Origin of the sequence: Azospirillum argentinense (assembly GCF_000632475.1) — a bacterium.
GTDB lineage: Bacteria > Pseudomonadota > Alphaproteobacteria > Azospirillales > Azospirillaceae > Azospirillum > Azospirillum baldaniorum.
This window is the reverse complement of record NZ_CP007793.1, coordinates 527,024-546,369: the sequence shown is the minus strand read 5'-3', so window position 1 is coordinate 546,369 and position 19,346 is coordinate 527,024. Positions and strand designations below refer to the sequence as shown.

At 70.0% G+C, this 19,346-nt stretch carries 14 protein-coding genes; 8 read left to right on the top strand and 6 right to left on the bottom strand.

Annotated elements, in window-relative coordinates; genetic code table 11:
- Position 1: 1 nt before the first annotated feature.
- The 3 genes from ABAZ39_RS02575 to ABAZ39_RS02565 all read right to left on the bottom strand — a co-directional run bounded on the left by ABAZ39_RS02575 (position 2) and on the right by ABAZ39_RS02565 (position 5,992).
- A complete protein-coding gene (locus ABAZ39_RS02575; RefSeq protein ID WP_081863017.1) occupies positions 2-1,399 on the bottom strand; it encodes a bifunctional enoyl-CoA hydratase/phosphate acetyltransferase in 1,398 nt (465 codons plus the stop codon).
- A 656-nt stretch (positions 1,400-2,055) separates the two neighbouring features.
- Positions 2,056-4,296: a CHASE domain-containing sensor histidine kinase gene (locus ABAZ39_RS02570; protein ID WP_051657761.1), complete on the bottom strand. Its 2,241-nt coding sequence runs from the start codon at positions 4,294-4,296 to the stop codon at positions 2,056-2,058.
- Positions 4,297-4,540: 244 nt separating this feature from the next.
- On the bottom strand, positions 4,541-5,992 hold the full coding sequence (locus tag ABAZ39_RS02565) for a hybrid sensor histidine kinase/response regulator (RefSeq protein ID WP_247881612.1): 1,452 nt from the start codon (positions 5,990-5,992) through the stop codon (positions 4,541-4,543).
- Between the two features lie 453 nt (positions 5,993-6,445).
- Here ABAZ39_RS02565 and ABAZ39_RS32785 point away from each other — a divergent pair, with 453 nt between their 5' ends.
- The 3 genes from ABAZ39_RS32785 to ABAZ39_RS35385 all read left to right on the top strand — a co-directional run bounded on the left by ABAZ39_RS32785 (position 6,446) and on the right by ABAZ39_RS35385 (position 10,180).
- A complete protein-coding gene (locus ABAZ39_RS32785) occupies positions 6,446-7,579 on the top strand; it encodes a sensor histidine kinase (RefSeq protein WP_247881611.1) in 1,134 nt (377 codons plus the stop codon).
- Positions 7,580-7,699: 120 nt separating this feature from the next.
- Positions 7,700-8,182, top strand: coding sequence for an MmcB family DNA repair protein (locus tag ABAZ39_RS02555; RefSeq protein ID WP_038526426.1), 483 nt, complete (start codon positions 7,700-7,702; stop codon positions 8,180-8,182).
- An 84-nt stretch (positions 8,183-8,266) separates the two neighbouring features.
- Positions 8,267-10,180, top strand: coding sequence for a response regulator (locus ABAZ39_RS35385; RefSeq protein ID WP_144243450.1), 1,914 nt, complete (start codon positions 8,267-8,269; stop codon positions 10,178-10,180).
- Here the strand turns inward: ABAZ39_RS35385 and ABAZ39_RS02545 are convergent.
- The gene (locus ABAZ39_RS02545; protein ID WP_038530555.1) at positions 10,177-10,740 is read right to left on the bottom strand and encodes a GNAT family N-acetyltransferase; all 564 of its coding nucleotides are present in this window, start codon (positions 10,738-10,740) and stop codon (positions 10,177-10,179) included. The genes ABAZ39_RS35385 and ABAZ39_RS02545 overlap by 4 nt on opposite strands.
- 127 nt (positions 10,741-10,867) lie before the next feature.
- Between ABAZ39_RS02545 and ABAZ39_RS02540 the strand changes: the two genes are divergently transcribed.
- The 3 genes from ABAZ39_RS02540 to ABAZ39_RS02530 all read left to right on the top strand — a co-directional run bounded on the left by ABAZ39_RS02540 (position 10,868) and on the right by ABAZ39_RS02530 (position 15,244).
- Positions 10,868-12,991 (top strand): 4Fe-4S binding protein, encoded by a 2,124-nt coding sequence (locus tag ABAZ39_RS02540; protein ID WP_247874615.1) that lies wholly within the window; start codon positions 10,868-10,870, stop codon positions 12,989-12,991.
- Positions 12,992-13,189: 198 nt separating this feature from the next.
- On the top strand, positions 13,190-14,215 hold the full coding sequence (gene moaA, locus ABAZ39_RS02535; RefSeq protein ID WP_038526423.1) for a GTP 3',8-cyclase MoaA: 1,026 nt from the start codon (positions 13,190-13,192) through the stop codon (positions 14,213-14,215).
- A 174-nt stretch (positions 14,216-14,389) separates the two neighbouring features.
- A complete protein-coding gene (locus ABAZ39_RS02530) occupies positions 14,390-15,244 on the top strand; it encodes an NAD kinase (protein WP_081862859.1) in 855 nt (284 codons plus the stop codon).
- A 30-nt stretch (positions 15,245-15,274) separates the two neighbouring features.
- On the opposite strand, the gene ABAZ39_RS02525 is transcribed toward ABAZ39_RS02530, so the two are convergent.
- On the bottom strand, positions 15,275-16,141 hold the full coding sequence (locus tag ABAZ39_RS02525; protein WP_038526419.1) for an N-formylglutamate amidohydrolase: 867 nt from the start codon (positions 16,139-16,141) through the stop codon (positions 15,275-15,277).
- 256 nt (positions 16,142-16,397) lie between these two features.
- Here ABAZ39_RS02525 and ABAZ39_RS02520 point away from each other — a divergent pair, with 256 nt between their 5' ends.
- Entirely contained in the window at positions 16,398-17,348 is a 951-nt protein-coding gene (locus ABAZ39_RS02520; RefSeq protein ID WP_038530549.1) for a M14 family metallopeptidase, read from the top strand.
- 19 nt (positions 17,349-17,367) lie between these two features.
- Positions 17,368-18,429, top strand: a complete 1,062-nt coding sequence (locus ABAZ39_RS02515; RefSeq protein WP_038526417.1) for an AbrB family transcriptional regulator — start codon at positions 17,368-17,370, stop codon at positions 18,427-18,429.
- Between the two features lie 320 nt (positions 18,430-18,749).
- On the opposite strand, the gene ABAZ39_RS02505 is transcribed toward ABAZ39_RS02515, so the two are convergent.
- The gene (locus ABAZ39_RS02505) at positions 18,750-19,283 is read right to left on the bottom strand and encodes a CreA family protein (RefSeq protein ID WP_038526412.1); all 534 of its coding nucleotides are present in this window, start codon (positions 19,281-19,283) and stop codon (positions 18,750-18,752) included.
- Positions 19,284-19,346 lie beyond the last annotated feature (63 nt).

Sequence of the window (19,346 nt, the reverse complement as noted above, 5' to 3'; positions counted from 1 at the left end):
CTCACTCGGCCGCAGCGGCGGCGCCACGGCGGCGGGCGGCGGCGGCCAGGACGGCCACGGCGCAGGACGCCAGACGGGTGCGGACGTTGTCGGCGCGGCTGGTCAGGATGATCGGCACGCGCGCGCCGAGCACGATGCCGGCGGCGTCGGAGTTCGCCAGGAAGGACAGCTGCTTGGCCAGCATGTTGCCGGCCTCCAGGTCCGGAACCAGCAGGATGTCGGCCTGACCGGCGACCTCGGACACGATGCCCTTGGTGCGGGCGGCCTCCAGGCTGATGGCGTTGTCAAAGGCCAGCGGGCCGTCGAGGATGCCGCCCTTGATCTGGCCGCGGTCGGCCATCTTGCAGAGTGCGGCGGCCTCCAGCGTCGAGGCGATCTTCGGGTTCACCGTCTCGACCGCCGACAGGATGGCGACGCGCGGCGTCTCGACGCCCAGCACCTTGGCGAGGTCGATGGCGTTCTGGACGATGTCGACCTTGTCTTCCAGCGTCGGGTAGATGTTGATCGCCGCGTCGGTGATCAGCAGCGTGCGCGGGTAGGTCGGCACGTTCATCACGAAGACGTGGCTGAGCCGCCGGCCGGTGCGCAGGCCGGTCTCCTTGCGGACGACCTCGGCCATCAGCTCGTCGGTGTGCAGGCTGCCCTTCATCACCGCCTCGCACTCGCCGGAGCGGGCCAGCCGGACGCCGGTCTCGGCCGACGCGTGGGAATGCGCCACGTCGACGATGCGGTAGCGGCTGATGTCCAGCCCATGGGCCTCGGCGACCGACTTGATCTTGGAGGCCGGGCCGATCAGCACCGGGTCGATCAGGTTGGCCTCGGCGGCCTCGACCGCGCCCTTCAGCGAGCTTTCGTCGCAGGGATGGACGACGGCGGTCGGCACCGGGGGCAGCGTTTCCGTCTTGCCCAGCAGCTCGTCATGGCCGTCGTGGCGGATGACCTGGACCTGCGGCAGTTCGTGCGCGGCGCGGCGGACCTTGCGGGTCGGCGCGATCACCTCGGCGAGGCCGGAGACGACCTCCTTGCCGTCCTGGTTGCGGGCGACGCAATCGAAGACGACGATGTTCTTCTCGGCGTGCTTCTCCTTGGCGGTGACCGTCACGGTGATGACGTCGCCCAGGCCCACCGGGCGCTTGAAGCGCAGGTCCTGGCCCATGTAGATCGTCCCCGGACCCGGCAGCAGCGTGCCCAGGACGGCCGAGATCAGCGAGCCCGACCACATGCCATGGCCGATCACCTTGTGGAACTGGCTGTCCGCCGCATACTCCTCGTCGAGGTGCGCGGGGTTGATGTCGCCGGACACCGTGGCGAACAGCTCGATGTCGGACATGGTCAGACGCCGCGACAGGCTCGCCTGCTGGCCGATCTGGATTTCCTCGAAGGTGACGTTCTCGATCATGGCTGAGCCGTTCTTGCCGAAGTCGGGGGTGGCGGGCGCAATAACACGGTCCATTGGAGAAGCTCCTCAATCGGATAGCGGCTCGGAATCGCATGATCCCCGGGCCGAATCCTCCCGGCCTGCGGATCGCCCTGTCGTCCGCGGCCTTTTTGTTGGACCCCTGGATCGGTTGGCCCGGGAAGGGCCGCCCGCCAGGGGCCGGTTCGGGGTGCCCTGAATAACGCGGCACCGTGAAAGAGATGTGACAGGGTGGCGCATTTCGCGGTTCCGTTGCGGTGCAACAATGTCGCACCCCCCGTCGCCGCGTCGGCACCGCCGCCCCACCGCATCCCACGCCGACCGTCTTCGACGACCGGCGGAAATGTCGTTCCGTCACGGTCTTACGACGGCCCAAGGTCTCACCCCATGACCTATGTCAAGCGGTTGGAAGACGGACATTGTTTACTTCCCGGCACCACAAACCGCTCGCGCAGCATTGTATCACTGAGCAGGCGCAGCATGGCAAGACCTTGCGTGCGGAGACGCAGGATTGACGGATCGTTGGGTTTTTCGTGAAAAGGCGAAGAAGGCACCCGACCATCCCTGCCGATTTTGCGGCGCACAGGCCCGCTGCGCGCATGGCAAAGCGGCGGCAAAGCCGGCTCCGCCGGACCGGCTCAGGCGCTGGCCACCGATGTGGTGGGTTCCTCGGGCAACGGATGGTGACGGTCGCCGACCATCAGCACGGCAATAGAGAAGACCGTGCCCTTGCCCACGCGCGATCGCACATCGACCTGATGACCGAGGATCTGCGCGGTGCGCCGGACGATCGACAGACCCAGCCCCAGCCCGCGCCCGCTGTCCCGCTGGTCGGTGCCGCAGCGGTAGAAATCGTCGAAGATCAGCTTGAGCTGGTCGGCGGGGATGCCCGGCCCGGTGTCCCACACCTCGACCAGCGCGTGGCCGTCGCGGTGCCGGCAGCCCAGCAGGATCGCCCCGGTCCCGGCGTAGCGCAGCGCGTTGACCAGCAGGTTGCGCACCATGCGCTCCAGCAGCACCGGATCGCTGAGCACATAGGCGGAGGTCGGGACCATCCGCAGGACCATGCCCCTGCTGGCCGCCTGCTCGGCGAACTCGCGGTTCAGCCGGTCGGCGATGTCCTGGAACGGGAAGACGGTGGGGCGCGGCTTGACGTTGCCGGCCTCCAGCGCGGAGGTGTCGAGCAGCGTGTTGAGCAGCGTGTTGCCGGCGGCGATCGCCTCCCCCAGCTTGTCGGCCACCTCAAGCTGCTTGGCGTCGGACAGGCGGGCGGAGAGGATGTGGTGGAACAGGCTCATCGCCTGGAAGGGCTGGCGCAAATCGTGGCTGGCCGCGGCGAGGAAGCGCGATTTGGCCCGGTTGGCCCGCTCCGCCTCGTCATGGGCCTCGGCCAGCGCTTCGCGGATGCGCACCCCGTCGGAGATGTCGATGGCGGCGCAGATCACGCCCGACACCGCTCCGGCTTCGTCCCGCAGCGGCTCGACGATCAGGTCGAACACCTGCTCGGGACCGGGCGCCGCCCCGATGCGGACCTCCTGCCGGGCGCCGGTGCCGGTGTCCAGAACGGCCCGCTTCACCGCGTCCAGCCGCGCCGCGTCGTCCGGGGCGTGGATGTCGGCGTTGGTCCGCCCGATGAAGGTTTCCGCGGCCCGCCCGGTCTGCGGGTTGTACATCCACATGTAGCGCAGGTTGCGGTCCAGACTGAAGACGGCGACCCGCGAATGGCGCAGCGCCATGCGGAAGCGCTCCTCGCTTTCGCGCAGCGCGCGGGCCATGGCGGCGCGGGCGCGGGCCTCGGTCACCAGGAAACGCTTGGCCTGCGCCTCGCGCCGGGTGTAGCCGGCCAGCGCGCCGGTCAGCAGAAGTCCCATCACCAGGACGATCCAGGCCGGATAATCCGCTGGCGCCAGCTCCGGTTCGGGCGGAATCGCCAGCACCAGCGTCCAGCGACGCCCACCGATCACCAGATCGCGTTCGAGCACCGTTTCGCCGTCCTTGCGGATGTCGCGGAAGGACACGCCCTCCCGGCTCGCCGACGGGGCGTCGAGGTCGCGGGACGCCAGGATGCGTCCGCCATCCTCCGCCGGCCCGTCGAGCAGATGCACGGCCCCGTGCAGACCATTCACACGGTTGCCCGCCTCCTCCAGCAGGCGGGCGATGCCGAAGACCGAGGCGACGTAACCGGCGATCTCGGCGCAGCGGTCGGCCCCGTCCATTTCGTCCACGGAGTAGCGGTAAACGGGAAGATACAGGCCGATGCTGCGACCAGTTTCCCCCTGATGGCGCGGCGGCAGGGCCTCCGTCGCCGTCAGGTCGCCGGATGCGCAGGCCCGCACCAGCACCTCCGCCCGGTTGGGCAGGGAAAGAATGTTGATCCCCTGCCCGAAGGCACCGCTCCGCTCCGGCTCCATCAACGTGTTGACGAACAGATCCCCATGGGAAGCCGCCAGGGCCGGGCCGCGGATGCCGTCGCCCGTCTCGTCCGCATCCCGGACGGCAAAGTCCCGGCGGCCGGCGGCGCGCATTTCCGCTTCCAGCGCGGGAACCTCAGCCGACGGAATGCGGCTCACCCAGGTAACCGACCATAAGCCGGAATAGAGCGGCATGATCGGCCGGACCGCGGCCGCGAATCCGTCGCGGTTGGCCGGACGGGGGTCCGAAAAGGCCGAGCGCAGCGTGCGCAGCAGCAGCGTGTGGCTTCCGATCCGCTCCGTCAGGGCGTCATGGAACTGAGCGAACTGCCGCTCGTGATGCGTGCGTTCGTCCTCCCGGTTGGCGGCGCGCATCTGGAAAAAGGCGCCGAAGGTCAGCGTCAGGCCCGCGGCGACCAGCACCGGAACCGCAAACGAGACCCGCCTCCTTCTATCCAGCAGCGCCATGCCACCCGTTCCCAACGGCGTTTTCACCAAAATCGTCGGATCGTTCGACTATAGCAAGCAGGACTGCGAGTCGATAATGGAAAAGCCCTTATCCTCCCAAATGGATAGTTGGTTTCAACGAGGACATGAGGCCCGCCGACTATTGATTGTCACTTGCAGCGGGATTGCGCTCACATTTCGATGTCAATTCTGCAATACAAGGCGCAGGGCAACGTTCCGCCTTTGAGAGCGACCCGAAACCTTCTCAGGACTTCAGCCGCTCGCGACCGAGAAGCCGCGCCACCGCCCCCCGCAGGGCCATCGGCGCCACCGGCTTGTGCAGCAGCGGATAGCCCGACAGCCGCGCCTCGCGCAGGCGCATCGGATCGGTGTCGCCGGTGAGGATCAACCCGGGCAGCGTGGCGTCGAGCGCCTTGCCGATCTGGCGGATGGCGACGATCCCGTTCATCGCCCCCTTCAGCCGCAGGTCGGAGATGACGAGGTCGGGCGGCTGCGGGTCCGGGCCCAGCCGCTCCAGCGCGGCGTCCACCGAATCCGCGGCGACCACCGCGCAGCCCCATTGGCCGAGCAGCGCGCCCAGCGCCTCCAGCACCATCGGGTCGTCCTCGATGACCAGCACGCGGGCGCGGCTGACGTCCGCGCCGGGAGCGGGGCCCGCATCGCCGGGGCCGGGCTCCACGGCGGGAGGCGACTCGTCCGCACCATCCGCCGCCTGCGGCACCAGCACCGCCAGCATCGTGCCGTGGCCCGGCGCCGAGTCGACCTCCAGCCGGTGCCCCAGCCGCCGCGCCAGCCCGCAGGCCAGCCGCAGGCCGAGGTCGATCACCGATGGATCGCCCGACCCGTCCGGACGCTGGAACTCCTGCCGCAGGGCGAGCAGTTGATCGGGCAGCAGCCCGCGACCGGTGGACCACAGCTCGATCCGCAGATCCGCCCCCTGACGGCGGCAGCCGAGCACGACCCGCCCCCGCTCGGTGTGGCGCAGGGTGCTGGCGACGAACCCCTGGAGGATGCGCTCCAGAAGCGAGGCGTCGGTGGCGACCCGCACCGAGCAGGGCAGCACCGAGAAGCGCAGCCCCCGCCCGTCGAAGCGCGGGGCCGCGTCCAGCGCGATCCGCGTCAGGATACCGTTGACCGCGGGCGTGCCGATGTCCGGCTGCACCAGACCGGCTTCCAGCCGCACGAGGTCGAAATGCCCGTCCACCATCCCGCGCAGCGACTGCACCGCGTTGCCCATGGCGTTCAGCAGGTCGCGCGCCGCCGGGTCGTTGAGGGCGCCGGACCGGACCGTTGCGCTCTTCCCGCCGCCCGTGGCCCCGTCGAGCCGCCCTTCCAGAGCCCCCAGCAACAGCGACAGGGCGGCCAGCGGCTGGCGCAGGTCGTGGCTGGCCGCGGCGAACAGGCGCCCCGACAGGTCGCCACCCGCCGCGGGTCCGCCGTCCACGGCGCCCTCTCCGGCGGTGCGGCGGACGAACCCGCCCCCGCTGAGCGGCCAGTCCGTGACGGTGTGACCGGGCGGCAGGCCGCGGAACAGCGGGGCCAGCGCTTCCGGCAAGGCACCCTGGACCAGAAGGCGCCCGGCATCGGCCAGCGCCTCCGCCGCCTCGTTCCAGGCGGTCAGCCGGTCGTCGGCGTCGAAGACCAGGACCGCGCCATGCCGTCCCACGCCAAACGGATAAGCTCCTTCGCTCGTCACGGGCGGCGTCTCCCACTGCGTGCACGCGATTTTCCGGCGACCGGAAGCGGTCGCCTGCGAACAGGCTACGAAAGCGGCGTCGCGGATCAAGCCCACCGTTCGTCCGACCCCCGACAGGACTATTCGGCATGCACCCGCATGGCAACCGCGAGGCCGCTGGCCACGCAAACAATTTCACGCACTTTTATATAAAAGTCAAGAAAAGGCCCTGAGCAACCCCAGAGCGCCGTAGTAACGACAGGAGTTGTCGCAATTTGTCGGTTGCATGTTCCTCAAAATTTTTCGATCATGCGACCAATGGATGCCGTGACCGAAACCCCTTTCCGCGACCGACAACCGGAGGCGGCAACGCCGGCTGGCGCAGACCCTGTTGCGCTTTTGAATGGTCACATTTCGGTCGGACATGGCTCCACCGGCCATGCACCGGCTGGCGACGCCCTGGTCGGCGCGGCGATGGCTGTGCTGGCCGACGGCGTCGGCGTGCTGGCTGCGATCATGGACGGCTCGGATATCAGGGGCACGGGCACCATCACCGATTTCGAGTGGCTGACGGCCAACCGCGCGGCGGAACGGCTGTTCGGGCATCCCCTGGCCGGGCGCCGTCTCCGCGCCGACGATCTTCAGGATGGCGACGGTGCCGGCCTGTTCGCCTGTCTGGCCGACTGCCTGATGGAGAAGCAGACGGTGCGCCGCCTGATGGTCGCCCCCGGCGGCGCGCGCTGGCGGATCGCCGCCACCCCGTTCGACATGCCTTCTCCTGGCGCCGGCCTCGCGGCGCCAACCGTCTGCGTATCCTTGGTGGAACTCGGCCCCGAGGTTCCCACCGTGCCGGAATCGGACCGCGCCCATCGGGCCAAGGCGGAATTCCTGGCGCACATGAGCCATGAGCTGCGCACCCCGCTGAACGCGGTTCTCGGCTTCTCCGAAGTGCTTCTGGCGGAGACCTTCGGCCCGCTCGGCTCCCCCCGATACCGCAGCTACGCCGCGGACATCCACGCCAGTGGCACGCATCTTCTTTCGCTGATCGACGGCATCCTCGACCTGTCACAGAGCGAGACCACGCGAACGGAAATGCAGGAGGAGGCCATCAACGTGGCCGACGCCGCCCGTCAGGCGCTGGCCCAGGTGGGCGACAAGGCGGCGGCCCGCGGCGTGGACATCGGCGAGGACCTGTCCGGCGACCTTCCCCTGCTCTACGGCGACGCCCGGGCGCTTCAGCGGATGCTGACCAACCTGCTGTCGAACGCGGTGAAGTTCACCCCGTCGGGCGGACAGGTGATGCTGTCGGCCAGCCCCATGCCGGACGGTGGAATCGGGCTGATGGTGGCCGACACCGGCGCCGGCATCGCCGAGGACGAGATGGCCCGCGTCCTGGAGCCTTTCGGCAGCGCCGACATGACCGTGCCCCGCGGCCCCACCGGGACGGGCATCGGCCTGCCCGTGGTCAAGCGGCTGATGGAGATGCACGGCGGACGGCTCGACCTGTACAGCGAACCCGGCGCCGGCACGACCGCCATCCTGATGTTCCCGCCGCGGCGCAGCCTGCCCCATGCCGCCTCCCATGGGATCCCTCACGGCGTGGCCTGAGCCGGCGCCCGCCCCTCTCGCCATACCCCTTTCTCGCGGCCCGGATTCGGCAAAAGTCCCTTGGCAAAGGTGCGAAGCCGGGTCATTGTGCCGCTTTGTTCCTGAACCGTTCCGTTTCAAATGGTCGATATCCTGTTGCACGGCGACGAGCCGCCGATGCCGGCGAGCGGCGCCGTTTCGATCTTCCGCGGGGTGCGCCGGGCGCTGGCCGCCCGCGGCTTCGTCAGCATGGCGGAGTTCCGGCTGGCCAGCGGGCGCCGCGCCGACGTCCTGGCGATGGACGGCGCCGGCACCGTCGTCATCGTGGAAGTGAAAAGCTGCGTGGCCGACTTCCGCTCCGACCAGAAATGGCCGGAATACCGGGATTGGTGCGATGCCTTCTACTTCGCGGTGGACGACGCCTTCCCCGCGGAACTGATCCCCGACGATTGCGGCCTGATGGTCGCCGACGCCTACGGCGCGGAGATCCTGCGCGAGGCGCCGGAGCACCGGCTGGCCCCGGCGCGGCGCAAGGCGCTGACCCTGCGGGCCGCGCTCACCGGGGCCGGGCGCCTGCACCGGATCGAGGACCCGTCCTGGACGCAGGACACATCGCCAGTGTGATCGAAGCCCTGTGATCGAAGCTCCATGGCAAAGCCTCGCCAAGCCGGTGTAATGTGCGCCACGAACGGGAACGGGCGGGCGGACATGCACGCAGAGGACGCCGGGCCAGCCGCCGCGGCGCAGACGCACCATCGGGACCGCGGCCCGCTGATGGGCGCCTTCAGGATCGGGGCCCCGTGGATTGGCGCGCTCGCCGTGGCCGCGCTGCTGGCCGGCGCCGGTGCCGGCGGCTCCGTTTGGCTCGCCCTGGCCGAGATGGACGCCCGCGCCCGCGGTCAGGCCGCCCGCAGCCTGGATGAAGCGCTCGGCCTCATGCGCGTCGCGGAGCTGGCCGCCGGGCTGTCCTCCAGCGCGGCCGAGCTGGAATCGGCGGGCACCGCCCAGCGCCGGCTGGCCGCCCACAACGCGTTGCGCCAGAGGACTCAGCAGCTCGGCGCCACGCTGGACGCCCTGCCGCCGGAATGGCACGCCGAGCTGCGGTTCGCCGCCTTGGCCATCCGCGCGGAGGCGGACGAGCTGAATGCCACGGTGGAGCGCCGTCTGACCGTCCAGGACCGCTTTCAGGATCTCACCGGGCAGGTGGCGGCGCGCAGCGAGGCTCTGGCGGCGGCGCTCGCCACGGCGCGCACGCCACCGCCGGACAGCGCCACGCTGCGCCGGATCGACGACTCGCGGCAGGCGGTGGCCCTCCGCCTCCTCGCCAGCGCGACGGCGGCGCCCTCGGCCACCACGGCCCTGAGCGATTTCCGCAAGGCCGCCGGGGCGCTGTTCGACGCCCTGAACGACCTGCCGATCGACGCCGCGAGCCCGCGCCGCGCCGACGCCGCGCGCCAGCTCGTCGCGCTGGGTATGGACGATCAGAACGTCTTCGACCTGCGGCAGGAGCAGGAGGCGCTGGCCGCCAAGGCGGCGGGGATCGCCGCGCTGCTGCGCGGCACCGCCATGGACCTCGCCCAACGGGCCGGGCGCGGCGCGTTGGCCCTGCGCGACGGGTTGCGGGATGGGGACACATCCATCCACCCGACGGGGGCGGAGCTGTCCGCCGCCGCACCGGCCGGGGTCGGGCTGGTCACCGGGTTGGCGGTCCTCGCGGTCGGTCTGGGCGTTGCGCGGACCCGGGTTCCACGGGCCGCCCAGCCTAATTTAGCTTATCCCAATTTAGCCCAGCCCGATCCAATACCGTCCAATTCGGCCGGGGCGGAGCGAACCGGCGCACCGCGCGAAACGCCCTCGCTGCGCGTCCTTCTGGCGGAGGACGAGCCGGTCAGCCAGCAGGCCGCGGCCATGCTGCTGCGCCGCGCCGGCCACGCGGTGACGGTGGTGGGCGACGGGCGGGCCGCCCTGGCGGCTGTGGAGCGGGAGCGCCACGACCTCGTCCTGATGGACGTGCAGATGCCGGGCATGGACGGGGTCGAGGCGACCCGCCGCATCCGCGCCCTTCCCGACGGCGCCGGAACCACGGCGGCCGGGCTGCGCATCGTTGCGCTGACCGCCTCCGCCCTTCCCGGAACGGAGGAGCTGTGCCGTGCGGCGGGGGCCGACGCCGTCCTGGAAAAGCCGCTCCGCCTGCCCGCGCTGGCCGCCCTGCTGGAGCGCCTGTCCACCGGCGCCGGCGCCGCTTCGGCTATTGCGGACCCGGAACCCAGCCCTCCCGTGTTCGAGCCCGTGTTCGATGAGGACGCCATCCGCCAGATGCGCGAGCATCTGCCGGCGGAACGGGTGACCACCCTGGTGACCAACACCCTCGTCACGCTGCGCGGCTACCACGCCGCCCTGGAGCAGGCCTGGAGCGCCGGGGACCGGGCGACCGCCGCGGCCATGGCCCACAAGATCGCCGGGGTGGCCGGCATTTACGGCTGCATGGCGCTGCGGCGCGCGGCGCAGGCGCTAGAACGCGCCCTGGACACCGGCGACGGCGATCCCGACGCCCTGTGCCGTGCGCTGGACGCCGCGGTTCCTCCGGCGCTCGCCGCCTTGGACCGGTGGAGCGGCGGCTAACGCACCGCCACCGGCTGGCTCGGCCCCTTGCCATGCGGAATGTCCGACCGCCCCGCCCCCAGGTCCTTCTGCATCATGACCACGTCCAGCCAGCGCCCGAACTTCAACCCCACGGCCTCGACGACGCCGCAGGTGCCGAAGCCCAGCGCGGCGTGCAGCCCGATGGACCCGGCGTTCTCCGACCCGCCGACCAGCGCCACCATCTGGCGGTAGCCCTGCGCCACGCAGCGGTCGATCAGCGCCTGGAGCAGCAGACGCCCGAGGCCCTGGCCGCGCGCCTCCTCGGCGATGTAGACGGAATCCTGGATGGTGAAGCGGTAGGCGGAGCGGACGTGGTAGGCGCTGCCGTAGGCGTAACCCAGGACTACGCCGTCGCGCTCGGCGACCAGCCAGGGCAGCCCCGCGCCGGTGATGGCGCGGAAGCGCCCTTCCAACTCCGCCACATCGGGCGGCTCCTCCTCGAAAGTGCCGACGCCGTGCCGGACATGATGCTCGTAAATCCGCTGGAAGGCGGCAACGTCCTCGATGCGGGCGTCGCGGACGGTGGGGGTTCTGGTCATGGCCGGATGAATCCGAAGGAGGGGCAGGTCCACCATCCTGCCGCACGCATTTTGCTGTCGCAACCGTGCCACCCAGCCGATATGTACAGAACTGGAACGCGCTGTGTGCAACAGGGCTTTTTAGAGCATGTCTTTTCAGGGCAAGGGGTTGGAAGCGATGAAGATCAACGGCCGGACGGTGCTCGTCTGCGATTGCGCCCACAGCATGGCGCTCGACGGCAAGGCGTTGGCCAGGGCCTGCGGGGCCGCGGCGGGGGCGGAGGGCGACCTGTCCGTCGCCACCCAGCTCTGCCGCACCCAGCTCGACCGGTTCGAGGCGCGCGTGGCGGAGGGCGCTCCCTTGCTCGTCGCCTGCACCCAGGAGGCCCCGCTGTTCGCGGAGATTGCCGCCCAGGACAATCCTAACGCCGACAACCCCGACGCCGCCCTGGCCTTCACCAACATCCGCGAGCGCGCCGGCTGGTCGGAGGAGGGCGCGCTGGCCGGGCCGAAGATCGCCGCGCTGCTGGCCGAAGCGGCCATGGACATCCCGCCAACCGGCACGATCACCCTGGCGTCGGAAGGCACCGCGCTGGTCTACGGCACCGACGAGCGCGCCATCGAGGTGGCCCGGCAGCTGTCCGGCAGCCTGGACGTCACCGTTCTGTTGAAGTCGCCGAAGGACGTCGCCCCGCCCCGCGTCATGGACGTGCCGGTCTTCAAGGGCACCATCCGCGCCGCCAAGGGCTGGCTCGGCAACTTCGAGATCGTGGTCGACGACTACGCCCCGGCCCTTCCGGCCTCGCGCGCCGTGCTGGGCTTCGAACAGCCGCGGCACGGCGCCGCCTCGCGCTGCGACGTCATCGTGGACCTGACCGGCGGGGCGCCATTGTTCCCGGCGCACGGCAAGCGCGACGGCTATCTGCGCCCCGACCCGGACAGCCCCGCCGCCGTCGCCAAGGCGGTGTTCGAGGCCGCCGACCTGATCGGCGAGTTCGAGAAGCCGCGCTACATCGACTTCAAGGCCGACCTCTGCGCCCATTCGCGCAGCCGCAAGACCGGCTGCACCCGCTGCCTGGAGGTCTGCCCGACCGGCGCCATCACGCCGAACGGCGACCATGTGGCGATCGACCCGCACATCTGCGCCGGCTGCGGTTCCTGCGCCTCGGTCTGCCCGACAGGGGCGAGCACCTACGCCCTGCCGCCGCTTCAGACGGTTTACGAGCGGCTGCGCACGCTGCTGTCCTCTTACGCCAAGGCGGGCGGGACGGAGCCGGTGCTGCTCGTCCACGACCCGCGGCACGGCGACGAGATGATCTCGCTGATCGCGCGCCACGGGCGCGGCCTGCCGGCGCGTGTGCTGCCCTTCGCGGTGAACGAGGTGACGCAGCTCGGCTTCGACGTGTTCGCGGCGGCGCTGGCCTATGGCGCGGCGCGGGTGCGCGTTCTGGTCGGGCCGGGCAACGCCGGCGAGACGGCGGGGCTGGCCAGCCAGATCGGCCTCGCCGAGACGGCGATGTCGGGTCTGGGCTACGGCTCGGGCCGGGTCTCGATCATCGACGCCCAGGACCCCGACGCGGTGGCCGCCGAGCTGTGGGACCTGCCGCGCCAGGGCGCGCCCGCACCCGGCACCTTCCTGCCGATGGGCGGCAAGCGCACCGTCACCATGCTGGCGCTGCGCCACCTGCACAAGGTCGCGCCGGAACCGGTGGAGGTCCTGCCGCTGCCGCCGGGCGCGCCCTTCGGGCGGGTGCAGGTGATGACGGAGGGCTGCACGCTCTGCCTGTCTTGCGTCGGCGCCTGCCCGACCGGGGCGCTGCTCGACAACGCCGACAAGCCGATGCTGTCCTTCTCGCAGGACGCCTGCGTGCAGTGCGGCCTGTGCAAGACGACCTGTCCGGAGAAGGTCATCGCGCTGGTCCCGGAGATCGATTTCCGCGACAGCGCCCGCGGCGCCAAGGTGCTGAAGGAGGAGGAGCCCTTCTGCTGCGTCAAGTGTGGCAAGCCCTTCGCCACCAAGTCCTCCATCGACAAGATCGTGGCGGTGCTGGCCGGGCGGCACGCCATGTTCGCCACGCCGGAGGCCGCCGAGCGCATGCGCATGTGCGGCGACTGTCGCGTCGTGGACCAGTTCGAGCGGGGCGACTCGCCCTTCGCGCTGGGCGCGCCGCGCACACCCCGCACGACCGAGGACTATCTGCGCGAGCGGGAGCTGGCCCAGAACGCCCAGAACGGCAAGGGCGGCGGCCCGGATGGCGGCAGCGTCCACTGACGGGCCGGACGCCTCACGAAGCGCCTCACCGGGACTTGATCCCCGTCAAGCTCCGGCGATGCGCTTCGTGGTCTCCTGCGCCTGAAATTCCAGGTGGCGAAAAAGCCGCAAGGCAAACCTATATATCAGAACCGGATTCAGCGTCATAATCGCGATCCGGACCGCATGACACGGACCCCCCTGGGGAGAAGCCTGACGATGACGACCGTTCCGCCGACCGCCGCCGCCCCGCTCGTCGATCCGTTCGGGCGCACCGTCAGCTATCTGCGCGTGTCCGTCACCGACCGCTGCGACCTCCGCTGCGTCTACTGCATGGCGGAGGACATGAGCTTCCTACCCAAGGCGGAGGTGCTGACGCTGGAGGAGATCGACCGCATCTGCTCCGCCTTCGTCAAGCTGGGAACCCGCAAGCTGCGCCTGACCGGCGGCGAGCCGCTGGTCCGCAAGGGCATCCACGAGCTGATCCACAGCCTGGGCCGCCATGTGAAGGCCGGCGACCTGGACGAGCTGACGCTGACCACCAACGGCAACATGCTGTTCAAGTACGCCGGGGATCTGGCGGAGGCCGGGGTGCGCCGGATCAACGTGTCGCTGGACACGCTCGACCCCCACAAGTTCCAGGCGATCACCCGCTGGGGCCGGCTGGACAAGGTTCTGGGCGGGCTCCAGGCCGCCAAGGAGGCGGGTCTCCAGGTCAAGATCAACACGGTCGCGCTGAAGGGCGTGAACGACGACGAGTTCCATCGGCTGGTCGGCTGGTGCGGCGAGCAGGGCTTCGACCTGACCTTCATCGAGGTCATGCCGATGGGCGAGATCGGCGACGAGGCGCGGCTCGACCAGTATCTGCCGCTCAGCCTCGTGCGGGCGGAGCTGGCCAAGCGCTGGACGCTGGACGAGATCGACTACCGCACCGGCGGCCCGGCCCGCTATGTGCGGGTGGCCGAAACCGGCGGGCGCATCGGCTTCATCACGCCGCTGACCCACAATTTCTGCGAAAGCTGCAACCGCGTCCGGCTGACCTGCACTGGCACCCTCTACATGTGCTTGGGCCAGGAGGACGCCGCCGACCTGCGCACCCCGCTGCGCCTCAGCGACGACGATGGGCTTCTGGTCCAGACGGTGCGCGACGCCATCGCCCGCAAGCCCAAGGGCCACGACTTCATCATCGACCGCCGCCACCAAGGCCCGGCGGTCCCCCGCCACATGAGCGTGACCGGCGGATGATCCCCCTTCCGCCGAACGCCCTCGCCCCTCTGGGGAGAGGGAGGGGACCCACGCCGCAGGCGTGGGGAGGGTGAGGGGGTTGCGCGTGGTGGTGCGTCCGGAAGAAGTGCATCTCCTCCCCTCGACCGAAGCGGCCTTCTGCAACCGGGCATCCTGCGCTATGGTCCCCGAGCCATGACCGAAACCGCCGCCAAGCTGCCCGCCGATCCGACCCTGGACCCGCTGGCGCCCGATCCCTCGGCCCGCAAGCCCGCCGATCTCCGCATCGCCTTCTGCGCGGCGAACACGGAAGAGGCGATGCGGGCGCGCACCCGGCTGGTCCACCGCTACGGCAACGCGCCGCTGGAGGACGCCGACGTCGTCGTGGCGCTGGGCGGCGATGGTTTCCTGCTGGAGACGCTGCACCGCGCGCTGAAGCGCGACGGGCAGAACCCGCCGCCGGTCTACGGCATGAACCGGGGATCGGTCGGCTTCCTGCTGAACGTCTTCCGCGAGGACGAACTGGCCGAACGGCTGGCCAGCGCCCAGAGCGTCAAGCTGCACCCCTTGCGCATGAGGGCTACCCGCTGCAACGGCGAGCAGATCGAAGCGCTGGGCATCAACGAGGTGTCGATGCTGCGCGAGACGCGACAGGCCTCGAAGCTGCGCATCACCGTGGACGGCGTCGTCCGCCTGCCGGAGCTGATCTGCGACGGCGTGCTGGTCGCCACCCCCGCCGGCAGCACCGCCTACAACCTGTCGGCCCACGGCCCGATCATCCCGCTGGGCGCCGGGGTGCTGGCGCTGACTCCCATCAGCTCCTTCCGGCCGCGGCGCTGGCGCGGCGCGCTGCTGCCTCACAGCTCCAAGATCACCGTGGACATCCTTGAGGAGGTCAAGCGCCCGGTCAGCGCCGTGGCCGATTCGACCGAGGTGCGCGAGGTCATCCGCGTCGATGTGGAAGAAGCGCGCGACGTCGCGCTGACCCTGCTGTTCGATCCGGAGCTGAATTTCGAGGAGCGGATCCTGAAGGAGCAGTTCTCCCCGTAACACCCCTGCTCCGCCTCTTTGGCCCGGCCGTTATTCGGCGGCGCGGCGCGCGGTGCCGGCCTGCGCATGGGCGCAGATGCGGCGGGTCAAGGTGGTCAGGTCGGCCTGGAGCCGGGCGAAGCCCTCGTTCCGCTCCAGCGTCTCCTCGTTCATGTAGAGCCGGCGGTTGATCTCGAGCTGCAGGGAATGGCGGCCCCGCGCCGGGTTGGAATGGCGGGACACCAGTTCCACCCCCTTGAAGGGATGGTTCCGCGTGACCTTGTAGCCGAGCCCGGTCAGCACCCGCTCGACCAGTGCCGTGAAGCCCGGCTCGCAGGTGGTGCCGTCGCGGTCGCCCAGCACGAAATCCATGCCCAGCTTGTGCGCCGCCCCCGGCCCGACCGCGGAGGGCATGGAATGGCAGTCGACGTGCCAGACGGCGCCGAACCGATCGGCCAGATCGTCCATCACGCTGGCGACCTGGAAATGATAGGGCCGGTAGTAGCGGTCGATGCGCTCCGCCACCTCGGCCACCGACAGCCGCCCGTCGTAGAGCGGCATCCCCGGGCGGCACAGCGTGCGGATCAGCCCCATGCCGGCGGCGCTCTTCTCCGTCGGGCGCAGCGGTTCGGGCCAGCGCCCGTCGAGAAGCGCCGGGTCGATGTCGTCGATGGCCCGGTTCGCGTCGATGTAGGTGCGCGGGAAGAGGGCGCAGAGCAGAGTCGCGCCATGCTCCGGCGCGTGGGCGAACAGCTCGTCCACATGGGTGTCCTCGGCCTGCCGCAGGGTGGACAGCGGACAGACGAAGGCGAAGTCGCGCGGGTAGACGGTGCCGCTGTGCGGTGAATCGAAGAACACCGGCAGGCGCGGGACGATCGGATCGTTGCGGACGAGCACGTCCTCGATCACGAAACTCATGGCTGACCCCGGTGTACCAACGGCTCCGACGCGCCAGGGTGCCTGCCCGGATGGCATAGCAGGGCGCTGCGGCGGATGGATTCGGGTATAGACGATGGCCGGGTGCCCGTCGACCAAAAACCGTCATACACCGGTAAGGCAAAGGACATGATTGGCCAGGGAAATGGCGGGACTGGCGCGCCGCCGGACTCTCCGCCATACTGACCGTTCGGCGAAAGCGCCCGGCACCGGCCAGACCCGCAAAGGCGAGATCCGCTTGACCGAATCCCTGCCACCGATCGAATTGACGCCGCCGGACATCGGCCCCTACCGTCGTGGAAACACCGGCATCGACCATGTCACGACGCTGGAGTCCGGGCGCCCCGGCCCGCACGCCGTCATTGTCTCGCTGATCCACGGCAACGAGATCAGTGGCGCGGTGGCGATGGACCGGCTGTTCCGGATGGGCGTCCGGCCCACCCGCGGGCGGCTGACCCTGGTCTTCGCCAACACCGCCGCCTATCAGAACTTCGATGCCGAACGTCCCTACGCCTCCCGCTTCGTCGACGAGGACATGAACCGCGTCTGGTCGCCGGAGGTGCTGGACGGCCCGCGTGACAGCGCGGAGCTGCGCCGCGCCCGGCAACTCCGTCCGGTGTTCGACGCCGCGGACGTCATCCTCGACCTGCATTCCATGACGGCGGACACCCCGCCCCTGACGCTGTGTGGACGGACGGACCGCGCCCGCACGCTGGCCCGCCGGCTCGGCTACCCGGCCTGGATCGTTGCCGACGAGGGGCACGCGGCGGGGCGGCGAGTGATCGACTACGCGGATTTCGCCGAAGCGGACGGGCGGCGCACCGCCATCCTGGTCGAATGCGGCCAGCACTGGCGGGATGAGACGGCGCTGGTCGCCCTGGAAAGCGCCATGCGCTTCCTGCTCGCCCAGGAGATGATCGACCCGTCGCTGGCCGATCGCCACATCCGCCGCCACCCCGATCCGCTGCGCACCGTCAAGGTGACCGAGGCGGTGACCGCGGAAACCGACGAATTCTACTTCGACCAGCCCTATGTGGGGATGGAGATCATTCCCCGCGCCGGAACGGTTCTGGGCCATGACGGCAGCCGCCCGATCGTGACGCCTTACGACGACTGCGTGCTGATCATGCCGGCGCGGCGCCCCAAATCCGGGCAGACCGCCGTCCGGCTGGGGCGGATCGTTCCTTGAACCGGACACAACGAACGGCATGACCATCGGACCGGGGCTCCGGCCCTTCGCGCTCGCCCTCGCGCTGGGGACAGCGGGGGGCGCGCTGTTCAGCTACTTCCACCTGCCGCTGGCCTGGATGATCGGCGCCATGACCGCCACCACGGTCGCCGCCATGGCCGGTGTCGCGCTGCATGTGCCGAAGCCGCTGCGCAACGCCATGATCATGATCCTCGGCGTGATGCTGGGCAGCGGCTTCACCCCGGACATCCTGGGGCGGCTCGGCGAATGGAGCCTGTCGCTGAGCGCGCTGGCCGTCTATCTGGTGCTGGCGACCACGCTGGGCGTGCAGTACCTGCGCCGCGCGGCCCGGCTGGACCCGCCCACATCCTTCTTCACCGCCACGCCCGGCGGGTTGAACGAGATGGTGATGGTCGGCACCCAGATGGGCGGCGACAGCCGGACCATGGCGCTGTCCCACGCGCTGCGGGTGATGCTGGTGGTGCTGGTCATCCCCTTCGCCTTCCAGGCGCTGGGGCTGTACGACCCGGCGCGGCGCGGCACGCTCGGCCCACCCCTGCTGTCGCTCGCCCCGCTGGACGTGGCGCTGCTGTCCGCCTGCGCGCTGGGCTACCCCCTGGCGAAGCTGCTGCGCATCCCCGCCGCCCAGATCGTCGGACCGATGCTGCTGTCCGCCGCGATCCACCTCGCCGGCCTGACCGAGGGCAAGCCGCCGGGCGTGCTGGTTGCCGCGGCCCAGGTGGTGATCGGGGCGTCGCTGGGCTGCCGCTTCACCGGTCTGAACATCCGCCGCATCGGACGCGACGGGCTGACCGCACTGGGCCTCACCGGGCTGATGCTGCTGGTCACCACGGCGGCGGCCTGGATGGTGGACGAAGCGACGGGGCTGGGGCTGGCCGCGCTGATCCTCGCCTTCGCGCCGGGCGGGCTGGCCGAGATGACGCTGGTCGCGCTGGCGCTGAACATCGACGTGGCGCTGGTCGCCACCCACCACATGGTGCGCATCATCCTGATCGTGACACTGGCGCCCGGTGTCTACCTGCTGTGGCGCAAGTGGCGGTCCCGCTGCGGCAAGACCTGACGAATCGCCACGGGTTCGACCAGCCAATCAGTCGCACACGCATGCGTGGAGTTTCCGTTGCGCCCATCCCGCGCCCCGTGCGAGGTGGAGGCGCGGACGGGTGGTGGAGCGCCACCACCCCGCCGCTCAACAAGGAGGCTCGGAGGATGAAGGAAATCCTCGGTCTCCTGATCCTGCTGCTCCAGATCGTCAAGGCAATCCTTGATCTTCTGAACCGGCAGTGATCGGGCCGGGAGGCGGGGGATTAGGGCCCCTGCCTCCCAAGCCTGATGATGGCTCCGCACCCGCCCGATTGCAAGCCATCCGATCATTTCCCCCGATCACTTCACAGGGGGTTTGCCCTTTTCCCACTGGGGGTTCGTGTCGATCAGCGGCACGCTGGAGATGGCCATCTTCGCCGAGGCATCCTTCACCTGCCGGCTGTAGACGACGTAGATCAGCGTGTCGTTCACCCGGTCGTAGATGCGGCGGATGGCGATGGACTTGAAGACCAGACTCTTGCGCTCGGAAAAGACCTCCTCACCCTTCTGCGACAGCTCGATGTCGCCGATCACCAGCGGCCCGGTGCGCCGGCAGGCGATGGAGGCGTTGGACGGGTCCTCGAACCAGTTCCCCTTGGTCAACCGGTCGAGCACGCTGCGGTCGAAATCCACCAGATGGCAGGTGATGCCCTTCACCTTCGGGTCCTCGATCGCCTGCACCTGAAGCCCGTTGCCGGTCCAGTCGTTGGAGAAGCGCCCGACGATGGCATCCTCGGCCAAAGCAGCGGTGGAGGCGGCCATCGGTGGCAGCACGGATAGCGCCAGGACCATCAGGCCGCGGCGGATGTTTATCGAAGGGAACGGGCTGCGCATCTCGTGGAACTCCGGTCATCGCGAAGCGGGGCCGCGTGGGCGCGGTCCTGGAATACCCCTAAA